Origin of the sequence: Bifidobacterium catenulatum subsp. kashiwanohense JCM 15439 = DSM 21854, from assembly GCF_001042615.1 — a bacterium.
GTDB lineage: Bacteria > Actinomycetota > Actinomycetes > Actinomycetales > Bifidobacteriaceae > Bifidobacterium > Bifidobacterium catenulatum.
In genome coordinates, this window is record NZ_AP012327.1 from 1,345,651 (window position 1) to 1,367,158 (window position 21,508).

Below are 21,508 nucleotides of genomic sequence, written 5' to 3' on the forward strand. Positions count from 1 at the left end.
CTACAGTCTCGCAGAAGATGAAGACAGGCACACGCGGTGTTTTTGCCATCATCCATCAACCATCGTGCATACAAGTAAAGTTAGAAGGAGAATCCCCATACCAAGAAGGGAGATATCTGTATGGACCGCAAAGGCATGAAGGTTGCGGCTAAGAAAGCCCAGAGAAAACATTATTGGATGATAGTCGTCATTTGTCTGTTCGCTTCGGTATTCGGTGTTGCGTACGCATCATCGACGCTCTCGGTCAACATCAACATTTCGGTCAGCGCCCCGCAAACAGAGGATTCCACGCAATCCAACGATATGTATGGCGTATTGCGGGATCTTGCCATAGGCAATGAAGACAATGCCCGTGAAAAAGTCAAGCAAAACCAAGAGCAGATCGTCAACAACGATACCGATGCCATGTTCGGCCGCCGTCGCGGCGTAATCGCGTCCCTGCTCAACTCGTTTGCATCAGGATCGCTGGTGGTTGCCATTGTCGATGCCGTCAATTCCGTCATCCATAACGGCGGAATCTCCATTGCGGTTCCAATCATTCTTTCTTTTGCCGTCTATATTTTCATCTGGCTGTTCATTCAGGAAACGTATCGCGTCGTCATGATGCGCATGCTGTTGGAAGGACGATTCTACGACAAACTGCCGGCATCGCGCTTCTTTTACCCCATCCACACGCACGCATGGCTTCGGATAGCCTGGACCATGTTCGTGGAAAATGTGTTCCTGTTCCTTTGGAGCCTTACCATCATCGGTTTCTTCATCAAACAGTATTCCTACCGTATGGTGCCGTATATCATTGCGGAGAATCCAAACATCAAAGCCTTGGACGCTATTCGCCTGTCCCGACATATGATGAAAGGGCATAAATGGGAATGCTTCGTGGCGGACTGCTCGTTTCTTGGCTGGTATCTGCTCAACCTCGTCACTTTTGGTCTGATCGGTATCTTTTACTCCAATGGCTACAACGCCGCATTTTTCGCCGAGTATTACGTGTATCTGCGCACGTTGGCCAAGGACAACGGCATTGAAGGCGCCAAGATGCTCAACGACGAATACCTGTATGCCAAGGCCGATCCGCAAACGCTTCATACCGCATATGCCGACGTCGCCCAGTCCGTGGCACAGCTCGAACAAGGACTCTCCCCCGCCCTCAAGCCGCGTGGATTCACCGGAATCCTGTCCGAATGGTTCGGCATCCGTATTCTGCATGCCGATGCGGTGAACCGTTATGAGGAATATCGCGAGGATCTTCATCAAATGCAGATTGGCAAGGATATTTTGGAAGGTAACATCTATCCGGGGCGTCTCGCACCTGCTCCCATATCATTCAAATTCCGCGAATCACATACGATCAGTGCTGACCGTAGCTATTCGCTGGTCAATCTAGTCATGATGTTCTTCATGTTCTGCTTCGTCGGCTGGGTGTGGGAGGTAAGCCTCGCATTCATTTCCGAAGGCATGTTCGTGAATCGTGGAACCTTGCATGGCCCATGGTTACCAATTTACGGCACTGGCGGAGTGATCATTCTGATTCTGCTCAAAAAGCTGCGTGAGAAGCCCGTATTAGAGTTCGTGGCGACCATGGTGCTGTGCGGATGCTTGGAATACTTCTCGTCGTGGTATCTGGAAATGACGCATGACGGCCAGCGTTGGTGGGATTACACCGGATACTTTCTAAATGTCAACGGCCGTATCTGCGCCGAAGGATTATTGACGTTCGGCCTTGGCGGATTGGCCATCGTCTATTTGCTGGCTCCGGCCCTCGACAATCTGCTCAGCCGAATCGATACGCAAAAGCTTAGCATTGTGGCTGTCATGCTGCTCGTGCTGTATTGCGCCGACCAAGTGTATTCCACACAGCATCCGAATATCGGCGAGGGCATCACCGACTACAAGGGATCAGATACGTCGCTGGAAGCGCCCATTCCGTACGAAATCAGTAAACGATCCAATGGACTGCCATAGCGTGATTGTCATGCAAATCGCATATCGCAAACAATAATGGAAATTGCCTGTCGTTCTTTCGAGCGGCAGGCAATTTCATGTCGTTGCTTATTGCGCGATTATTTGCGACGCAGCATTTCGTGCAGAGTTTCGATGATCTTGCTGTATTTGATGGAATCCGTGAAACGCAGGCGTGGGAATGCGTTGATCATACGACGCTGCTGCTTGTTCAGGATAGATGCGGCAGTGGCCTGCATACTGGCAAGAATCTCCTGCGAAGAGTCCGACCAGTCCTGAACCTTGTCTTGTACCTTGTCACGGAATTTGTCTCGGAAAACGTCCTTGCCCCATTGCAGAGAATCGCCGGCCTTCTCCGCATATGCCTGCACGGTTTCACTGAACTTCGCAAGATTATCGGCCAAATCGATGATGCCAAGCACTGTGATAATGGTATCCGCGACGATAAGCGCCATGAAAATCACACACATCCAATGCACCGCCGGCAAAGGAATCATCTGTGTGACACGATTCACTTCAGGCTGTATCACATCTGTGATGAGCACACCCAGCAGACCGAACACCACCGCTCCAAGCAAACAAATGCGCCCTTGAACGTTGAATCGGAGATGACTGTAATCCCACCACCGCGCGTGGAATAGCTTTTCCATGCCCCATGACGTGATGTATTCAAGTATGCATGCGCCAATCGAGGAGATGAGAAAAACAGCGAAGGGATTATGCAGATCATGCAGCAGCATAATCGCAAGAACGGCTCCACAACCGTAGATCGGACAGACGGGACCATTCAGGAAACCACGATTCACCAAACGACGTTCCGAAACGGACACAAGAATCGACTCGTATACCCATCCGGCAAATGAATAGAACAGAAACCATAAGAACAGGTATTCCAACAGGAGCATGCCTTTGAGCCGTCACTTTCCACTTATGCACGTATTGGTTTTCGTCTTATAGAAGCGGTCAAAGCTGAACGTCTCCCGTGTGGCGCTGATCTTATCTGCGATAGTCACCAAATACCCTTCAAGATACCGAGGCGGTATCGGTGTCAAAGGAAACATATGGTTCTCAATGCTGTCACGTTCCACTCTATTGAGATGGAAATCACGCATGGCATTGCGCATGGCGGTGCCACCATGGGTGAAACCATGCATACGATGCCGGCCACCATCATGAGCATGCCAGTCGTATAGAAAATAATCATGCAGCAGAGCGGCGCGAATCAACGAATGCAAATCCACCCTATGCCATAAGTGCAACCTGTCTGCAATCCATACGGTCAGACAGGCCACACGAATGGAATGCGCAAACGTGGTGACCACGCCATGCTGGTAACAGACTCTTTCGATCTGCATATGCTCATGGCATAGTATTTCCTGGCCGTGAAGCCGAACAAGCTGCTGTATCTGCGTTCGTGTCAGTGGCACCGCTTTGCCTTTGTTTATGTATTGTTGCTGTGGTTACTTAAGCAATGATTCCGGCGTCTTGTATGCCGGGCCATCACTGACGGAGTTTGCGAAGGCACGCAGCTGTTCGATGGCGGTTTTCGCGGAAACGATCTGCTCGCGCACACGCAGCGGAGACGTACCTCCCTTGCCATTGCGGGCGGAAACCGAACCTTCGGTGGACAGCACTTCGCGCACTTCAGGCGCCTTGTCGGCCGGAAGGAATTCCTTGAAGACCTCGACGAAGTCATCGTCAGTCAGGTCCCACAGTTCCTGGCCGCGGTCTTCGGCGATCTTCACGCATGCGCCGGAAAGCTCATGTGCATGGCGGAACGGCACTCCGTTCTTGACGAGCCATTCGGCGATGTCGGTGGCGAGGGCGAAACCGGTCGGGGCTTCTGCTTCGAGGCGTTCCTTGTTGAAGACCATGGTGCCGACCATGCCGGTGAACGCGGGAAGGAGCACTTCCAGCGTGTCGACCTGATCGAATACGGCTTCCTTGTCTTCCTGAAGATCACGCGCATAAGCGGTGGGCAGGCCCTTCAGCGTGGTGAGCAAACCAGCCAGATCGCCAATGAGACGGCCGGACTTGCCTCGTGCGAGTTCCGCGATATCCGGGTTTTTCTTCTGCGGCATGATGGACGATCCAGTGGAATAAGCGTCGTCAAGGCGCACGAACGCGAATTCCTGGGTGTTCCAGATGATGATTTCTTCAGACAGCCGACTGATGTCGACACCTGCCATGGCCGCAATGAATGCGAATTCGGCAACCAGATCACGGCTGGCGGTACCGTCGATGGAGTTCGCGGTCACCTTGGAGAAACCAAGTTCGCGGGCCACGGCCACCGGCTCCAAGCCAAGGGTGTTGCCGGCGAGGGCACCGGAACCATACGGGCTTGCGTCGATGCGCTTGTCCCAATCGGCAAGACGTTCCACATCGCGCAGTAGCGGCCACACGTGAGCCATCAGCTGGTGTGCGAGCAATACCGGCTGGGCGTGCTGCATGTGGGTGCGGCCCGGCATGACGGTGCGTCCAGCCTTTTCGGCCTGTTCGGTCAGTGTCGCGGCGAGGCCGAGCAACATTTTGGCGATGACGCGGCTGTGGCGACGGAGCCACATGCGAATCAGTGCAGCGATCTGGTCGTTGCGGGAACGGCCGGCGCGGAGCTTGCCTCCAAGTTCGTCTCCGGCAATCTGCAGCAGTCCACGTTCCAATGCGGTGGCTTCGTCCTCATCGTCTTCGATTGGAGCAAACGCACCGGAATCCACACGACGCTGCAGCTCGTCGAGAGCATCTTCCATACGCTGCAGCTCGTCAGCGGTCAACAGTCCCGCACGTCCGAGCGCACGGGCGTGGGCGCGTGAGCCTGCGATATCGTCATCGGCAAGACGCCAATCGAATTGGGTGGACTTGCTCAGTCGCGCGAGTTCCGGAGACGGGCCGGACTTGAAACGGCCGCCCCACAGGGCGAGGTGTTCACCATTGGTTGTGCTCTCGGTCATTGTTACTTCATTCTCCTTGCAGATATGGCTGAGGGAGAGAATACCAGTCAGGATGGTCCTAACGGTACACTCTCCCCCATTATCGAGACGATTTGGTGTAAAAACCCGCTTACTCGACGCTGTTTTCCGGAACCTCGATTCCATTGCCGAACTTGACGTCACGGGCTGCGGCCACACGGCTCGGCAGACCGTAGATGTCGATGAAGCCGTTGGACGACTTCTGATCGAAGCTGTCGCCGGAATCGTAGGTGGCCAGATTGTAGTCATACAGCGAGGTGTCGGAACGACGACCGGTCACGACGGCGCGGCCACCATGCAGAATCATGCGGATTTCGCCGGAAACATACTTCTGGGTATCTTCGATGAAGGCGTTCAGGGACTGCGTTGCCGGGGAGAACCACTGCGCATCGTAGACGAGTTCGGCCCAGCGCTTGTCGATATCGCGCTTGATGCGATGCTGCTCGCGTTCGAGGCAGCAGTTTTCGAGTTCCTGGTGGGCGGTGATCAGTGCGATAGCGCCCGGAGCCTCGTACAGCTCGCGGGACTTGATGCCGACCAGACGGTCCTCGATCAGATCGATACGTCCGATGCCCTGTGCGCCTGCGCGACGGTTCATCTCTTCGATGGCCTGCAGCGGAGTAACGTCGTGACCGTCGATCTTGACAGGGATGCCCTGCTTGAATTCGATGACGACCTCATCTTCGACCGGCGGGAATGCCGGATCGTCGGTGTAAGAGTAGCAGTCCTTGGTCGGGCCGTTCCACGGATCCTCAAGGAATCCGGTTTCGATGGCGCGGCCCCACACGTTCTGATCGATGGAGAACGGGCTCTTCTCGGTCTGCACGATCGGAAGCTTGTGCTCCTTAGCGAATGCAATCTCGACGTCGCGCGTCAGCGACAGGTCACGGATCGGGCTGATGGCCTTCAGCGTCGGGTCGATGGAGGAGATGGACACCTCGAAACGGACCTGGTCGTTGCCCTTGCCGGTGCAGCCATGGGAGATGGTGTCGGCGCCGAACTGGTGGGCGGCGCGCACAAGATGCTTGGAGATGAGCGGGCGGGAAATGGCGGAAACCAGCGGATACACACCCTCATATAGGGCGTTGGCCTTCAGCGCCTTCATGCAGTACTCATTGGCGAACTCGTCGCGGGCGTCTACCACATACGCTTCAACGGCACCGCAGGCAAGCGCGCGCTGCTTGATAGTTTCGAGGCTTTCGCCACCCTGACCGACGTCGAGGGATACGGCCACGACATCCTTGCCGGTGCGTTCCTTCAGATATGAAATGGCGACGGAGGTATCCAGACCACCGGAGTACGCCAGAACGAGACGATTTTGATCGCTCATGGTTTCCCTTTCTAACATCAAACGTTATTCATCAGTATATGCAATGCTCTGTATATTTATGCATATACGGTGCGTCGTGTCCACTATATGGCTATTCAGCCTTTGGACACAACGTCCAACAGCCATTGCGCACGCTGTTTCGCATAATCGTCATCGGCGCAGATCACCATGACGGTATCGTCCCCGGCAATGGTGCCGAGCACTCCATCGATGGGCTGCTTGTCAACCACACTTGCCACATACTGAGCCGCGCCAGACGGCGTGTGGACCACCACCAGATTCCTGGCCGCAGCGACCGAAGTGACTAATCCGGAAAGCACACGGTTCATCTGCTGTTCCGTTTTTGCATCAGGATTGGCCGATGCGGCTTCTTCCGGCTGTTTGCCCAGCGCATAGGCCACGGTTCCGTCAGCCAAACGGGTTTTGGTGGCATGGATCTCGTCGAGATCGCGGCTCAAGGTGGCCTGGGTCACTTCGATGCCCTGATTTGCGAGAATCTGCGACAATTGCGATTGCGAGGTGACGATGCGCGTCAGCAGCGCCTGCTCGATGGCGCTCAATCGAGCGGCCCGTGTGGCGGGGCGTTGCAGCGCAGGCGTTTGGTCCGTCATCAGGCCAGCAGGCTTTCATCGCCGCGGGCCTTGCCGGCAAGCCAAGTCAGCAGCGCCTTCTGCGCATGCAGACGGTTACCGGCCTCATCCCAAACCACGGACTGTGGTCCGTCGATGACTTCGGAGGTGACCTCCTTGCCACGGTATGCAGGCAGGCAATGCTGGAAGATGGCATCTTCCTTGGCGTAAGACATGAGATCGGCATTCACCTGATAATCCCAGAACGGCTTGGAACGGATGGAGTATTCCGCTTCTTCGCCCATGGAAACCCACGTGTCGGTGAACACGCAATCAGCGCCGGCGACCGCTTCCTTCGGGTCCGTGGTCACCAGCACGGACCCGCCGGTTTCGGATGCGATGGCTTCGGCATCGGCAACGATCTGCGGATCCGGCAGATAGCCGTTCGGGCCTGCAACGCGTACGTTCATGCCGGCCACGGCACCGCCGAGAAGGTAGGAGTTTGACATGTTGTTGGCCGCGTCACCGAGGTAGGCGATGGTTTGGTTCTTCAGATTATCGACGCCCCCACGATGCTCAGCAATGGTCTGGAAGTCGGCAAGAATCTGGCAAGGGTGGAATTCATCGGTCAAAGCGTTCACCACCGGATGGGTGGAATACTTCGCCATTTCCTCCACACGATCCTGGCCGAAGGTGCGCCACACCACACCATAGGCCATGCGGTCAAGTACACGTGCGGTGTCTGCCACCGGTTCGCCACGGCCCAGCTGGGATCCGGACTTGTCGATGACCAGCGGATAGCCGCCCAGTTCGGCAACGCCAATGGAGAAGCTGGAACGGGTTCGGGTGCTCGGCTTGTCGAAGATCACCGCGATGCCCTGCGGTCCGGCGAACGGCTGATGGTAGAAACGGTTGTTATGAAATTTGATGGCAAGTTCGAGAACCTGCTTCTGCTCTTCATGGTTGAGATCGTCATCGCGCAACATGTGGCGCAATTCAGGAGTTGCCATTGCTGGCTCCTTTCAAAAGATTTCCGGTTCGTTGTGATTGACGGCTATGTTCAGTCGTTGGGAAGATCCGTGGGGATCTTCGCGAGGATGGAGATGGCCTGATCAATATCCTGTTCGGTCACCACCAACGGAGGGACAAGACGAAGCGCATTCGGCGCCACCGCGTTGACGATCAGACCGTGCTCCAACACCCAATTCATCGCCGCATGCGCGCATGGATGGGCAAGTTCGACCGCATCGAGCAAGCCACGTCCACGCACGGAGACGAAGAGCGGATTACCGCAAGCCATGATGCCGTCACGCAATTGCTGGCCACGCGCCTCGGCGTTGGCCACAAGGCCGTCTTCCTCAATGGTTTCCAACGTGGCCATTGCAGCGGCCGCTCCGAGAGGATTGCCCGCAAAGGTGGAGCCGTGGGATCCTGGGGTGAACAGCGCGGAAAGCTTGGCGCCGAAAGAGATCATGCCACCCATCGGGAAACCGCCTGCAACGCCCTTGGCGAAGGTTACGACATCCGGAACCACTCCGCCCGCAAGATCCTCACGCTGGAATGCGAACCAGGATCCAGTGCGCCCGATGCCTGTCTGGACCTCATCGATGATGAGCAACGCATTGTTGTCGTCGCACATCTGACGGGCTTTCTTCACGTAGTCGGCACCAAGCGGGCGCACGCCGGCCTCACCTTGAATCAGCTCCATGATGACGGCGGCGACAGGACCCTTGCCATATTTGCCGGGACCGGTTTCGGCAAAAGCGTCATGCAATGCGGCATCGTCACTAGCTTCGACAAATTCGATATTGGGAACCAGCGGCTCGAACGCTTCTCGGATAGCGGGCTTCCACGTTGCGGACAGCGCGCCCATGGTACGCCCATGGAAACCGTGGGTCATGGCGATGATACGTGCCGGCTTTCCGACAATGGCAGGCGATGCGCCCGGTAAGGTGCGGCCATACAGTTTGGCGAGTTTCAATGCCGCCTCGTTACCTTCCGCTCCGGAGTTGCCGAAATACACATGAGATCCCTCGGGAGCGCCTGCAAGCTCAATGAGCTTCGACGCCAGTTTGATCTGCGGCTCCGTGGCAAAGTAGTTGCTCACATGGGCGGCTTTGGCGGCCTGCTCGCTGATGGCCTTCACCCATTTCGGATGGGCGTAGCCGAGCGCGTTCACTGCGATGCCCGCAAGGAAGTCGAGGTATTCATTGCCATCGACGTCCCAGATATGCGCGCCTTTGCCATAATCCATAACGCGCAGAGGCGTGCCGAACACGTTCATGTGCACCTGGGAGTACTCCCCCAGCCACTTGGCGTCCTCACTACCGAGGTTTTCCAACTGTTCAGTTGCCATACGAGCTCCTCATTTCAATACCGTCTTCGGGAACGACCATGGTTCCAATGCCGTCTGTGGTGAAAATCTCATTCAGGATGGAATGCGGCTTGCGTCCGTCGATGATGTGGGCGCGCGGCACGCCTCCGTCGATGGCCCTGACACAGGCCTCCATCTTGGGACGCATGCCGCTTTCCAAATCCGGCAGCATATCGCGTAGGTTCTCCACGCCGATACGTCCGATCAGAGAGTCCCTGTCCGGCCAATCGGCGTACAGGCCATCCACATCAGTCAACACGACCAGCTTGCTGGCGCCAAGAGCGGCCGCAAGCGCCGCAGCCGCGGAATCGGCATTCACATTCAACACTTCGGTAGCATCATCCTCATTTGGAGCCACCGAGGACACGACAGGGATGCGCCCGGCATTGATCAGGTCCTCAACCGCGGATGCGTCGACGCTCACCACGTCGCCAACCAAACCGATATCGGTTGGAGAACCATTGATGATCGGCTTGCGCTGCATGGCGGAAAAGAGCGCACCATCCTCACCGGAAAGACCGACCGCGAACGGACCATGGGCATTGATCAATCCGACAAGTTCACGGGAAACCTTGCCCGTCAAAACCATACGCACCACTTCCATGGCCTCCGGCGTGGTGACCCTCAGGCCTCCCTTGAACTCCGACTTAATGCCCAAAGCTTTAAGCATGTGAGAAATCTGCGGACCTCCGCCATGCACCACAACCGGATGCAAGCCGACCTGTCGCAGAAACACCATATCTTCAGCGAAACAGGCCTTGAGATGATCGTCGATCATCGCATTGCCGCCATATTTGATGACGATGCGCTGTCCGGCGAATTCCTCAAGCCATGGTAGTGCCTCGATTAGCACTTCCGCCTTTTGGTCGGCGCGCAAATCGGTATGCACGTCAAAATGGAATCCAGGTCCTTTGAGTTCCTTGGTCATTACCGTTCAATCAGCTTTCGTAATCTGCATTAATGTGTACGTATTCGTGGGTCAAATCGTCGGTCCAGACGGTTGCTTCCGCATTTCCCGCATGCAAATCGATGTCGATGTGTACCTCGCGCGGAGTCATATCGACTTCGGATCGATCGCGTCCGGCACCGCCGTTTTCACAGATACGCACGCCATTGACATCAACCGTGACTTTATTGGAATCGTATGGCGCGACTTCCGATGGCACAGTGCCCAACGAGCTGACAATACGTCCCCAATTCGGGTCATTGCCGGAAATGGCGCATTTCAGCAAATTGGATGACGCTACCGCACGACCGCAAGCAAGCGCCGCATCTTCCGTGGTGGCACCAGTCACCTTGACACGGATGTCATGGCTCGCGCCCTCACCATCTCCAACAATCTGACGCGCCAAGGAGGCAGTCACTTGCGCCACAAGTTCGTTGAACTCGTCGGGATCCGGTTCGATACCGGATGCTCCAGATGCAAGCAAAAGCACGGTGTCGTTAGTGGACATGCAACCGTCAACGTCAATGCGGTTGAATGACATTTCCACTCCAGTGTTCAGAGCTGCCTGCAACTGGCCGGCGCTCACCACGGCATCCGTGGTGATGACGCATAGCATGGTGGCTAGCTGAGGTGCGATCATGCCTGACCCTTTGACCATGCCGCCGACACGGAATCCATCGGACCCTTCAAGTTCAATGGTTTTCGGCTTGGTGTCGGTGGTCATGATGGCATGGGACGCATCCGCACCGGCCTGAGCGGTATCGGCAAGGGCCGCGAACGCTTTGTCTGCGCCAGAAAGTACATGGTCAAGAGGCAGAAGCTCACCGATCAGACCCGTGGAGCAGACCGCGACATCACTGTCTTTGGCACCTACAAGCGCCGCGACCTTTTGGGCCGTGGCCTTGGACTGCTCATATCCCGGCTGGCCAGTGCATGCGTTTGCGCCTCCGGAATTAAGGATGACGGCTTTCACATGACCGTCGGCCACAATCTTGCGTGTCCACTGCACGGGAGCCGCGCAGAAACGGTTCGAAGTGAACACTCCGGCAGCCGCATCCAGCGGACCGTTATTGACTACAAGAGCCAGATCCTTCTTGCCTTCGACTGCGGAAATACCGGCTTCCACGCCGGCCGCGGAAAAACCTTGCGCAAATGTTACACTCACGGTGCCACTCCAATCTTCGTCAATCCTGCATCTTCAGGAAGTCCCAGCGCCACATTCAGTGACTGCACAGCCTGTCCTGCCGTGCCGCGGTTAAGATTATCGATGGCCGCGAACGCCAGCAGACGTCCGGCCTTATGATCAACCACCACTTGTATATGGGCGGCATTCGATCCGATGATGTTTCCGGTGGCCGGCATCACGCCTTCCGGAAGAACCACCATGAAATCCTGGTCCTTGTAAGCGTCAAGCCAAACCTGCCTGATCTGCTCGTCCGTCATCGTCAAAGCCTTGTCGGTGAGTTTAGCGGAGACCGTGGCGAGAATGCCTCGAGCCATCGGAGCGAGAATCGGAGTGAATCCCAACGTGAATTCACTTGCATCGGAAGCGTTCTTGCCTGCCGCATGGGCGAGATTCTGCAAAATCTCTGGAATATGGCGATGCGTGCCTCCCACTGAATACGGCAATGCGGATCCGAAGGCCTCTGCGGCCAGCAGGTTGGTACGCTTCAGGTTCTTGCCGGCTCCGGAATAGCCGACCACCAAGTCAGCCACAATGTCGGCCGGTTCGACAAGTCCTTGGGCCACACCTGGCTGGAGCGCTAGCGTGGTAGCGGTCACATTGCATCCCGGTCCCGCGATGCGTTTGGTTCCGGCAAGAGATTCGCGCTGCCTGATGTAGGAGTCTTCCGCCGCAACGCCTGTAATGAGCTCAGGCATGCCGTAAGTCCAGTGCCCATAGAAGTCGCCGCCGTAGAACTCATCCCATGCGGTTTTTTCCTCAAGCCTATGGTCGGCCCCCAAGTCCACCACCACGGCATTCGGATCAAGCTGCGAGGCCAATGCGCCGGATGCCCCATGAGGCAGGGCAAGAATAATGACGTCATGCCCATTAAGCACTTCCGGAGTGGTGTCTTCCACCACAAGGTCGGCAAGTTGCGGAATATGCGGCATATGCTTACCAAGCTTGTCACCAACGGATGAATGCCCGGCCACGCACGTCACTTCGAAATATGGATGGGCCGCAAGGATACGGAGGGCCTCGCCTCCTGCATATCCGGTCGCACCGGCCACAGCTACTGTGTATTTGGCCATGTCTCGTCTCTTTTCATTGACTCACTGAAAACACATTCAGCATACACTTTATGCACTACATTGCATAATTATGCATTCATTTCGTGTCGCATAGTGGTCACTGCGTGACAATGACGATTATTAAAAGACTGGAAAACACACTAAATCAGGCGGTGATCGACTCGTCTCCTTGCCCTGATCCTGCACCGCCAAACATATTTTGCAACGCCTCGTTATACAGGTCAGCGACGGAAAGTCCATGCATCGCCAGCCAAATCACAGCCAAGGTGTACAGCACGTTGATGATCACCGCGGCAAGGGCAAGACCATGCCCTTTCATATGGAGCTTCTTGGTACGCCACATCGAGATCGCGCCGACCAACGCAGGAAGGACCGGCACCGGCATCAGCACGGCAAACACGAGAGACATGATCGCATAGGCATCCCAATGGCCGTATGCGGGATTCTGCCGGGGATCGTTGAGATCCAGATTCGGCAGATAAGGCATATTGCCCCGTTGCGGATATCGGCTCGGATCATACGGATTTGGCCCATACGGATTGGCACCGTATGGATTCTGTTGTCCATTCGCACTGTACGAAGGCATCGGCTGTTGCCCATTTGAAGGGTATTGCCCCGTTTGGTATTGCGTATTCTGCTGCTGAGCGGCATCCGTGGGTTGCGGTTCAGGTTCAGGCGCGCCATATACGTATGGATCGTAGCCGACCGGCAGCTGGCTGCTCATCGCGCCATATTCGGGTTGGCTAATTTGACCATATTCCGGCTGTGAAGGCGCAGCGGCGTCAGAAGATGGCGAAACCGGAGCAGCATCAGCCGTCTCCTGACGTTCGTCGGTGTTGTTCGGCTGATACTGTTCCGGTTCGTTCATAATCATCCTCTGTTCTTGGGAAGGTTGGGATCAGGCACGCAGCTGCGCACCCAGTTTGGACGCTTCATCCACAATACGCTTGCGGATGGCTTCGCTGTCTTCGGAAGCGAGAGTCTTATCCGGAGCGCGGAATGTGACCGCGTAGGCCAAGGACTTTTCGCCTTCGCCCAGCTGATCGCCGGTGTACACATCGAACAGCTCAATACTTTCAAGACTGTCTCCGGCGGCTTCGACGATGACCTGCTTGAGTTCAGCGGCCGTAACGTCGGTGGACACCGTGAAAGCCAAGTCCTGCTTGACCGGCGGGAAGGTGGAGATCGGTTTGGCCTGCACCGGCTTGCCGCTCAACGTGGCGAACAGCGCGGTCAAATCCAACTCAAAGGCCGCGGAATGGGCCGAGAAGCCCAACGCCTCGTTGATGTGCGGGTGAAGCTCGCCGACCATGCCGACGAATACGTCACCGGCCATCACGCGGGCCGCACGGCCCGGGTGCCATTGTGCCGGCACATCTTCAGCCTTCGGCTGATCCAGCGTGAGAGCTGCACCAATACGGTCGGAGATGCGCTGCACCGCCTCGACGGCGTCAGACCAATCCACTGCGCGGCGCTCGCCCAGCCAACCGGAGTCAACGGCGTTGCCGGTCAGAATACCAGCAACATGCATCGGCTGGTCCGGAAGACCGGCATCAAGCGCGGCAAGCTGCTCGTCCGTCGGCTTGACGGCACCCGGCAACGCTGGAATCGCAGGGGCGTTCGGATCCCACAGATACACGTGGCCGATCTCATACAGCGACACATTCTCCACGCCGCGACGCAGATTGCGCTGAACGGTCTGTGCCAGCGTTGGAATAATATCGCGACGCAGGAACGGACGATCACCGGCGAGCGGGTTGGCAATCTCCACGCTGACGTTCTTCGTCTCAGCGGCGTCCAGCGCGAGGTTCTTGTAATCCTCATCGCCGACGAATGGATAGCTCAACGTTTCCACCATACCGTATTCGGCAAGTTCATCGGCAACCTGGCGCTTACGCAGCTGCTCGGCAGTCAGACCGACCCTGCCTTCGACCGGTGCCGGCGGCACGGTGACGGGAATCTCGTCATATCCGACAAGACGCGCCACTTCCTCAACCAAATCGCACGGCTCGTTCAAATCGGGGCGCCAACTGGGGGGCACCACGGAAAACTCGCCATTGCCACCTCCGGCGACGGAGCAACCGATATCGGTAAGAATGTCGCTGATGGTATTCACATCCGTGTCAAGTCCGGCCACACGAGCCACTTCCGAAGCTTTGAACAAGATCGGACGGCGGTTGGAGACGGTGTTGAAGTCGGTCGGGTGCTCGCTCGGCTCGCCATTGCCGTACTTAACCATCAGTTCGGCGGCCATTTGGGCGGCTGCCGGCTGCAGCTGGTCGTCCACACCGCGTTCGAAACGACGGGAGGCTTCGGACGGAATCTTGTGACGGCGTGCGGAACGCGCGATCGACACCTGATCGAAGTGCGCGGATTCCAGCAGGATGTTCTTGGTATCAGCAGTGACCTCGCCATACATGCCGCCCATCACACCTGCGATACCAAGCACACGGGAGCCGCGTTCGCCGTTCGGGGAATCGGTGATCAGCAGATCTTCGACATTCAAATCGTGATCCTTGCCGTCCAACGTGGTGAGCTTCTCACCTTCGTTGGCGCGACGCACCACGATCGGCCCTTCGATCTTGTCCAGATCGTAGGCATGCATCGGCTGTCCCAAGTCGAGCATCACATAGTTGGTGACATCCACGGCCAAGGAGATGGAACGCATGCCAGCGCGGGCCAGGCGCCGACGCATCCAGTTCGGTGTATGGCTGGCCGGATCGAATCCCTTGACCGCGCGAGCGTAATAGCGATCGCATCCAACCACACCGTGAATCGGATTATTGTCGTCGACGATCACTTCGATGTCGGTCTTGGTGCCTTCCGGCAGGCCCTTGGTAATCGGCGCCTTCTCGTTCAGAGCGACAGCCGGATCGGTGTAGGCCGCACCAGTGGAATGATGGTATTCGCGAGACACGCCACGGTATGAGAACGCGTAGCCGCGATCCGGAGTGATGTTGATCTCCAGCAGCGGCTCATCCAAGTGCAGCAGGTGCATTGCGTCGTCGCCCGGCTGGAGCTTCTCATACTCTTCCGGGGTGAAGCCGTACTTGCGCAGCAGGATGATGCCGTCATGGTTATCACCCAATCCAAGCTCACGTTCGGAAGCGCACATGCCGTTGGAAATATGGCCGTAGGTCTTGCGTGGTTCGATCTTGAAATCGCCCGGCAGCACAGCGCCAGGAAGCGTCACAACGACCTTTTCGCCGGCAGCCATGTTCGGCGCGCCGCAGATGATGCCGCGCGGCACCTTGTTGCCGTTCTCATCGGTCTCGTTGTATTCGTCGCCGACGTCAACATGGCACCAGTTAATGATCTTGCCGTTCTTCTGCGGTTCCGGAGTGGCATCGACCACATAGCCGACGACGATCGGACCGACCAGCTGGGAGGTGTGGATCTCTTCCTCTTCGAGACCGACCTTCACCAGATCTTTGGCAAGCTGTTCGTATGTAAGGCCTTCCGGAACCTCGACATGGTCCTTGAGCCAATCAATGTCAACCATTGGCATGGGTCAATCACTCCCCCATCACAAACTGTTCGCTGAATCGCACGTCGCCTTCGACCAGGTCGTGCATGTCGTTGATGTCATGGCGCAGCAGCAGGGTACGCTCCACGCCGACGCCGAAGGCGAAGCCGGTGTAGACCTCGGGATCGAGGCCTGCGGACTTCAGCACGTTCGGGTTGACCATGCCGCAGCCGCCCCATTCAAGCCAGCCTGCGCCACCCTTCTTATCGGGGAACCACAGGTCGAGTTCGGCGCTCGGCTCGGTGAACGGGAAATAGCTCGGGCGCAGACGGGTCTTGGCTTCCGGACCGAACATGGCCACGGCAAGCTTATCGAGCACGCCCTTCAGATCGGCCATGGTCAGATGCTTGTCGACCGCAAGAGCCTCCACCTGGTGGAACACCGGCGTATGGGTGGCGTCGAGCTCATCGGTGCGGAACACACGGCCTGGGCATGCGATGTACAGCGGCACGCCACGGGTGAGCAGACCACGCACCTGATCGGAGGAGGTCTGGGTGCGCAGCACCATGTTGGATCCGACGAAGCCTGCGGCATCCTTGGCCTGATTGCCCTTGACATAGAAGGTATCCTGCATCTGACGTGCCGGATGATCGGGACCGAAGTTCAGCGCGTCGAAGTCGTACCATTCGGTTTCCACTTCAGGACCGTCGGAAATCTGCCAGCCCATGGAGATGAAGAAGTCTTCGACATCCTCCATCAGCTTCGGCAACGGGTGGCGTGCGCCAAGCGGCTTGCGGTTGACCGGAAGGGTCATATCCACGGTTTCGGCGGCAAGCGCACGGGCCTCTTCCTCGGCTTTGACCTGCTGTTCCTTGGTGCCATACGCACGACCGAAATCGGCGCGCAGCTTGCCCATAATCTTGCCGGCGTCTTTCTTCTGGTCCTTCGGCAACGCGCCGATGGCCTTGCTGGCCTGCGTCATCGCGGATTCCGCTCCGGCGTACTGCGTCTTGATGGCTTTCAATTCCTCCATGCTGGAGGCGTTTTCGATTTTCGCGATGCCCTCGGCAACCGCATCGGTTACCGCTTGGGCGTCGAATACCGCACCTTCTGCCACGAGATACCTTTCTCATTCCCCGTTTGTTTTACGCGAAAAACGCGCAATTTCAACGTTTTCCGACTTTACATTCTTTCAACATGACTCGACATAGCCAAGCTCAGCAGCATTACCGCCGAACTGGTGCCGAGGTTCAAGGATTCCGCTTTGCCATAGAGCGGTATGGACACGATCCTATCGGTTCGTTCCAAAACTTCCTTGGTCAATCCACGCGCCTCATTGCCAAACAACACCGCTTTGGCTCCGGCAAGCGTTTCCGGCGCGGCGATTACATCCGTCAGGGATTCCGGCTGTCGGGAATCCGTGCCATATACATCAGCCGCATACACTGCCAGCTCGTGAGTATCGCACCATGCAAAGAAGTCGTCTGTTCCCATGGCCAGAATCGGAAGGTGGAACAGTGATCCCGCAGTGGAGCGGATCACTTTCGGATTGAACACGTCCACGCAGTCGTCGACCAATACCACGGCGGAGCAGCCGGCCGCATCGGCGGAACGGATCACGGTTCCAGCGTTACCGGGATCGCGGACCTGCCAAAACGCGGCGACCATCGCATGTCCGTCGAAATCGTCTGGAACAGCGGATGAATCAAGGAAAGCCTGCATGTCTGCGACGGCAAGCGCGCCTTGCGCGTCGGCGCTCATACGGTGCATCACCGCATGAGTGACCTTGTGCACATACACGCCGGATTGCATGGCCTTGCCCGCCATCTGCGCGACGACAGGTGTCGCAAACGAGGCATCGGGCTGTGCTGACTCAACCTCAACGTAAAGGTCCTCGACAATCCCAGGATGGTATGTCAGCAGCTCACGCACCGACTGCGGGCCTTCCACCATGAAATGGCCGGACCGTTTCCGCCCTTTTCGATCGGCAAGTTCGGACACGCGGTGGACGCGCTCCGACTTGGTGTTCGCAATGACTTCGGATTTTATAGGCATACGCGTTAGCCTAACACCATTGCCGCAACGTATGCCCCGTTCATGTCGTGTTTTTGATTCAGAAAAGTGGAGAATCGCGAACCCAACCTGGTACGCTCAACAACCTGTCGAAGTTCGCGTTGACGCTGCTCATTGTGGTGCTGGTGGTCATCACATTGCTGAACGTACGTGAACGTAAGTATGAGATCGGCGTACTTACCGAGATCGGTGCGGACAAAGTCAAGGTTGCGGCGCAGTTCGGTCGCGATATGCAGGGTGTCGTTGGACGCTTCGCTCCCCTTATTTCGCCCCGTATTCGGCATATCATGAATTTGGCAGGCCGAGTATGGGGCTTTTGCACATCCATGAAAGATATGCACAGCTTGCGAGTGTGTCTCACCGCTTTCGATTGGTTTGCGAACATCGGTTCGTTACACTGATTATCTGACTTATTGTCTGATTACGGTTGGGCGCGCGACATCATCCCATGAATGTTGGAGGTACAAACATGAACGTCACGGTGTATTTAGGAGCTCACGAAGGCAACAACCCCGCATACAAGCAGGCCGTGGCGGAGCTGGCCATATGGATTGCCGAGAACGGGCACCGTTTGGTGTATGGCGGTTCCAACGAGGGGCTGATGGCAGTCATCGCCGACACTGTGCTTGAGCATGGCGGCGAGGTGACCGGCATCGAAGCGCAGATGTTCGTGGACAAGGGTGTCGCGCATAAGAATCTGACCCAGCTCACCATCGTGCCGAACATCACCGAACGACGCACGCGCATGATCGAGCTTGGCGACGTGTTCATTGCGTTCCCCGGGGGCACGGGAACGTTGGAGGAGATCAGCGAGGTCGTGTCCAAAGTCTGTCTTGACCAGTTGGCACAGCCTTGCATTTTCTATAATCTCAACGGTTTCTACGATGATATGAAGGCGTTGCTGCAGCGCATGATCGACGATGGCTTCTCCACAGGGGAACGCCAGCATGGTATCTATTTCGCTTCGGATCTTGCCGAGATAGAGCATATTATCGCCATGCACAAGGCATAGGCGGCTCAGTAAGGTCGTTTTTATTCGACAGGTTTTTCAAGAAAACGGGGACGCCCAAACGACCCTCATAATCGGCCGGAATATCCTCCAACCGGCCCATCACAACCAACATGCACCCACATGCCCCGCAGCGCATCCGGTCAACTCCGGGATGCTTTGTTTGCCGAACCTGCTGATCGGATGGAACCCGTATCCGTCGGCCACGCGAAGAATGGATTTGCGTTTTTATTGTCTGCATGATTTACAGTTTCGTTACCATGAACATCCCGTTTGTCCTGCTGTACATTTTCCTCGGCGGCGTGCTCCTGTTCTCCGCCTATTCGCTCTGGAAGAAAGACAAAAACAATCGGAGGTAATGCAGAATGGACAGCAAGGCACTTCTTTCCTTGAACCATTTAAGCGTCTGGTACACCGCAGATCACCCCTTACTTTCTGATTTGCACTGGATTTAGGGGCAGCGGAAGATCAGTCATTTCAGTATTTCACATTCCGGGAATATCTAACGTATGTGGCGGCGTCCTATGGTGTCCCGCTGCCAGATGTGTCTGACCTCATAAGGGGATTTCACTTTGAGGACTATGCCAATGTTCTTCTATCGGTCGCGGATCTTCTTCCACTGCCTGCCATAGCGCTTGCCCGCGGAGTAACCGCGCGTGAAATGCCTGTACTGCCGCTCCGCTTCCTTGCGATGCTTCTCACAGTATTGCTCGCCGTCCTCGCAAAGGTTCGGGCAGCCGGGGTGGCGGCAGGGGCGTCTTGGTTTTCTCGGCATGCGTGCCGCCTCCTTTCGGACAATAGAAAAGCCCCGAAAGGATTGCTCCTTTAGAGGCTTGAAACAGGTCGTCCGGACCGCGTTCTCCTTCTTTCGGCTTGTTATCTACGATGGGCGCCATGGGTGCTTATAGAGAGTGGTTCGCGGTAACGCTACGCTTGCAGGACGGTTGAAACCTGAGTATTTATTTAATCCAGTTAGGCGTAGCGCTTTGTGATGCACATTGGCAATAAAAAACTTGAAAGACGATAAGCGGCTATGCGGGAATTACTACATGAGGATGATTTCCTACGATATACCCTGCAGAGCAAAGGCAAGGTATATTTGTGGGAAACGAGTAATCAATATGCATGAACGGCGCATGTCGCCAAGGAGATGGTTTCGACATGGACAAGGATTTCCTTGCGATTTTTAATGCCATAAAGGCTGATGGGGCGAATGCAGACTACACCAAGCGCGGCATCGATCCGCTCTACTCCGTCGGGGCTGGCGCTCGCATCGTGGTCATCGGGCAGGCACCAGGCGCGGTGGCGGAAGAGACGCGCATCCCCTGGAACGACAAGTCAGGAGAGCGTCTGCGCGATTGGCTGGGTGTTTCTCGCGAGACGTTTTATGATCCTGAGCGGGTGGCGCTTCTCCCCATGGACTTTTATTTTCCGGGACATGGCAGGTCGGGCGATCTACCGCCGCGCAAGGGATTCGCCGAGCAGTGGCATCCTGCACTCTTGGCGCTCATGCCCAATGTTCGGCTCACTGTGCTTGTGGGCGCATATGCCGTCCGCAGGTACCTGCATCTCAAGAATTCGGACAGCCTTACAACCGTGGTGCGCGATTATGATGCCTATATCGGCCGGGGATTCTTCCCTTTGGTGCATCCGTCGCCGCGCAACCAGCTATGGATGAGCAGGAATCCTTGGTTCGAGGCCGAGACCTTGCCTGCACTCAAGGCGCAGGTCAACGCGGCGCTTGAACAGAGGTAAGTGGTTACGAAATCATCTGTGACGATAACTTCCAGCCATACAAGGAGGTTCATTCATGCAGAGAAGGACGTTGGGGACTCGTGAGGCGCTTGAAGGCATCCTCGAAGATGCCGCGACGCCAAGGTGGCGAGAGCGTTCGCGAGTGACTATGGCTATGACCTCGTCAGTCTTCTGCTGACCGGTGATGAATGCTCGTATGTGATGGGCAACCCGCCATTCATCGGCCATCAGCAGCACACGCAGCAGATCAAGGATGATATGGAACTGGTGTGCGGCAAGGCCGGAGGCTCGCTGGATTATGTGGCTGGATGGTATTTTAAAGCTATTGATTTCCTTGACGGGAATCCCTCCGCGCAATTCGCGTTCGTATCCCCGAATAGCATCACACAAAGCCAGCAAGTCGCCCCGCTATTCAAGCATGTGATCGAACGAGGGTGGCGTATCCGGTTCGCTCACCGTACGTTCTGCTGGGACGCTCAGACTACGGACAATGCGAACGTGCATGTCGTCATTGTCGGATTCGACAGAGGCACAAACGCTCCTGCGTTGTATGAATACGACGACATTAACGGTGAACCTGTGGAAGCACGTCCGGCTCATATCAACGGTTATTTATTGGATGCGTCTGATGCGTTCATGGAGGCGAGGAGTCAGAAGACCGGTCCGTAAGGTCTTTGCCGTCCCGGATGGAAGAAATTCTGTAGGAATAAGGAGAGTCTCCCCAATTTGGGGAGACTCTCCTTATAACCAATCTGGCTACCTTCTGATTACCCTTGGAGTCCAAAACAGCTTGATTTCAAGG

20 protein-coding genes are annotated in these 21,508 nt (G+C 56.3%); 5 read left to right on the forward strand and 15 right to left on the reverse strand.

Annotated features, from left to right (window positions below):
• Window positions 1-120 precede the first annotated feature (120 nt).
• Complete coding sequence (locus BBKW_RS05910) at window positions 121-1,965, forward strand: DUF975 family protein (protein WP_033501037.1); 1,845 nt, start codon at window positions 121-123, stop codon at window positions 1,963-1,965.
• Window positions 1,966-2,063: 98 nt separating this feature from the next.
• On the opposite strand, the gene BBKW_RS05915 is transcribed toward BBKW_RS05910, so the two are convergent.
• From BBKW_RS05915 to BBKW_RS05975, 14 genes are all read right to left on the reverse strand, one after another.
• Complete coding sequence (locus BBKW_RS05915) at window positions 2,064-2,867, reverse strand: putative ABC transporter permease (RefSeq protein WP_022244999.1); 804 nt, start codon at window positions 2,865-2,867, stop codon at window positions 2,064-2,066.
• A 12-nt stretch (window positions 2,868-2,879) separates the two neighbouring features.
• Window positions 2,880-3,389 (reverse strand): HD domain-containing protein, encoded by a 510-nt coding sequence (locus BBKW_RS10180; protein WP_022244998.1) that lies wholly within the window; start codon window positions 3,387-3,389, stop codon window positions 2,880-2,882.
• Between the two features lie 33 nt (window positions 3,390-3,422).
• Window positions 3,423-4,910, reverse strand: coding sequence for an argininosuccinate lyase (argH, locus tag BBKW_RS05920; protein ID WP_022244997.1), 1,488 nt, complete (start codon window positions 4,908-4,910; stop codon window positions 3,423-3,425).
• Between the two features lie 109 nt (window positions 4,911-5,019).
• Entirely contained in the window at window positions 5,020-6,276 is a 1,257-nt protein-coding gene (locus BBKW_RS05925; protein WP_003810287.1) for an argininosuccinate synthase, read from the reverse strand.
• A 77-nt stretch (window positions 6,277-6,353) separates the two neighbouring features.
• Window positions 6,354-6,869, reverse strand: a complete 516-nt coding sequence (gene argR / locus BBKW_RS05930) for an arginine repressor (protein ID WP_022244995.1) — start codon at window positions 6,867-6,869, stop codon at window positions 6,354-6,356.
• Window positions 6,869-7,837, reverse strand: a complete 969-nt coding sequence (argF, locus tag BBKW_RS05935; protein WP_022244994.1) for an ornithine carbamoyltransferase — start codon at window positions 7,835-7,837, stop codon at window positions 6,869-6,871. Before argF ends, argR begins: the two co-directional genes overlap by 1 nt.
• Window positions 7,838-7,887: 50 nt before the next feature.
• Window positions 7,888-9,183 (reverse strand): acetylornithine transaminase, encoded by a 1,296-nt coding sequence (locus tag BBKW_RS05940; protein WP_033501036.1) that lies wholly within the window; start codon window positions 9,181-9,183, stop codon window positions 7,888-7,890.
• Window positions 9,173-10,129: an acetylglutamate kinase gene (gene argB, locus BBKW_RS05945; RefSeq protein ID WP_003834622.1), complete on the reverse strand. Its 957-nt coding sequence runs from the start codon at window positions 10,127-10,129 to the stop codon at window positions 9,173-9,175. The genes BBKW_RS05940 and argB overlap by 11 nt, the downstream gene beginning before the upstream one ends.
• A 10-nt stretch (window positions 10,130-10,139) precedes the next feature.
• The gene (argJ, locus tag BBKW_RS05950; protein WP_033501035.1) at window positions 10,140-11,312 is read right to left on the reverse strand and encodes a bifunctional glutamate N-acetyltransferase/amino-acid acetyltransferase ArgJ; all 1,173 of its coding nucleotides are present in this window, start codon (window positions 11,310-11,312) and stop codon (window positions 10,140-10,142) included.
• Window positions 11,309-12,403, reverse strand: a complete 1,095-nt coding sequence (gene argC, locus BBKW_RS05955; RefSeq protein WP_033501034.1) for an N-acetyl-gamma-glutamyl-phosphate reductase — start codon at window positions 12,401-12,403, stop codon at window positions 11,309-11,311. The genes argJ and argC overlap by 4 nt, the downstream gene beginning before the upstream one ends.
• A gap of 145 nt (window positions 12,404-12,548) precedes the next feature.
• Window positions 12,549-13,277, reverse strand: coding sequence for a DUF4190 domain-containing protein (locus BBKW_RS05960; RefSeq protein WP_193786583.1), 729 nt, complete (start codon window positions 13,275-13,277; stop codon window positions 12,549-12,551).
• 24 nt (window positions 13,278-13,301) lie between these two features.
• On the reverse strand, window positions 13,302-15,911 hold the full coding sequence (gene pheT / locus BBKW_RS05965) for a phenylalanine--tRNA ligase subunit beta (RefSeq protein WP_128832385.1): 2,610 nt from the start codon (window positions 15,909-15,911) through the stop codon (window positions 13,302-13,304).
• 7 nt (window positions 15,912-15,918) lie between these two features.
• Window positions 15,919-16,986: a phenylalanine--tRNA ligase subunit alpha gene (gene pheS, locus BBKW_RS05970; RefSeq protein ID WP_004222372.1), complete on the reverse strand. Its 1,068-nt coding sequence runs from the start codon at window positions 16,984-16,986 to the stop codon at window positions 15,919-15,921.
• 65 nt (window positions 16,987-17,051) lie between these two features.
• Window positions 17,052-17,924, reverse strand: coding sequence for a TrmH family RNA methyltransferase (locus BBKW_RS05975; RefSeq protein WP_033501031.1), 873 nt, complete (start codon window positions 17,922-17,924; stop codon window positions 17,052-17,054).
• Between the two features lie 53 nt (window positions 17,925-17,977).
• Here BBKW_RS05975 and BBKW_RS10955 point away from each other — a divergent pair, with 53 nt between their 5' ends.
• Together BBKW_RS10955 and BBKW_RS05985 are read left to right on the forward strand one after the other, a co-directional pair.
• On the forward strand, window positions 17,978-18,343 hold the full coding sequence (locus BBKW_RS10955) for an FtsX-like permease family protein (protein WP_231858453.1): 366 nt from the start codon (window positions 17,978-17,980) through the stop codon (window positions 18,341-18,343).
• A gap of 68 nt (window positions 18,344-18,411) precedes the next feature.
• Window positions 18,412-18,954 (forward strand): LOG family protein, encoded by a 543-nt coding sequence (locus BBKW_RS05985; RefSeq protein WP_033501030.1) that lies wholly within the window; start codon window positions 18,412-18,414, stop codon window positions 18,952-18,954.
• 592 nt (window positions 18,955-19,546) lie between these two features.
• Here BBKW_RS05985 and BBKW_RS05990 read toward each other — a convergent pair.
• Window positions 19,547-19,726: a hypothetical protein gene (locus tag BBKW_RS05990; RefSeq protein WP_022245373.1), complete on the reverse strand. Its 180-nt coding sequence runs from the start codon at window positions 19,724-19,726 to the stop codon at window positions 19,547-19,549.
• Between the two features lie 386 nt (window positions 19,727-20,112).
• On the opposite strand from BBKW_RS05990, the gene BBKW_RS05995 reads away from it, so the two are divergent.
• Both BBKW_RS05995 and BBKW_RS06000 read left to right on the forward strand, forming a co-directional pair.
• A complete protein-coding gene (locus BBKW_RS05995; RefSeq protein WP_022245374.1) occupies window positions 20,113-20,706 on the forward strand; it encodes a uracil-DNA glycosylase family protein in 594 nt (197 codons plus the stop codon).
• A gap of 123 nt (window positions 20,707-20,829) precedes the next feature.
• Window positions 20,830-21,375, forward strand: coding sequence for a DNA methyltransferase (locus tag BBKW_RS06000; protein WP_033501028.1), 546 nt, complete (start codon window positions 20,830-20,832; stop codon window positions 21,373-21,375).
• Window positions 21,376-21,508 lie beyond the last annotated feature (133 nt).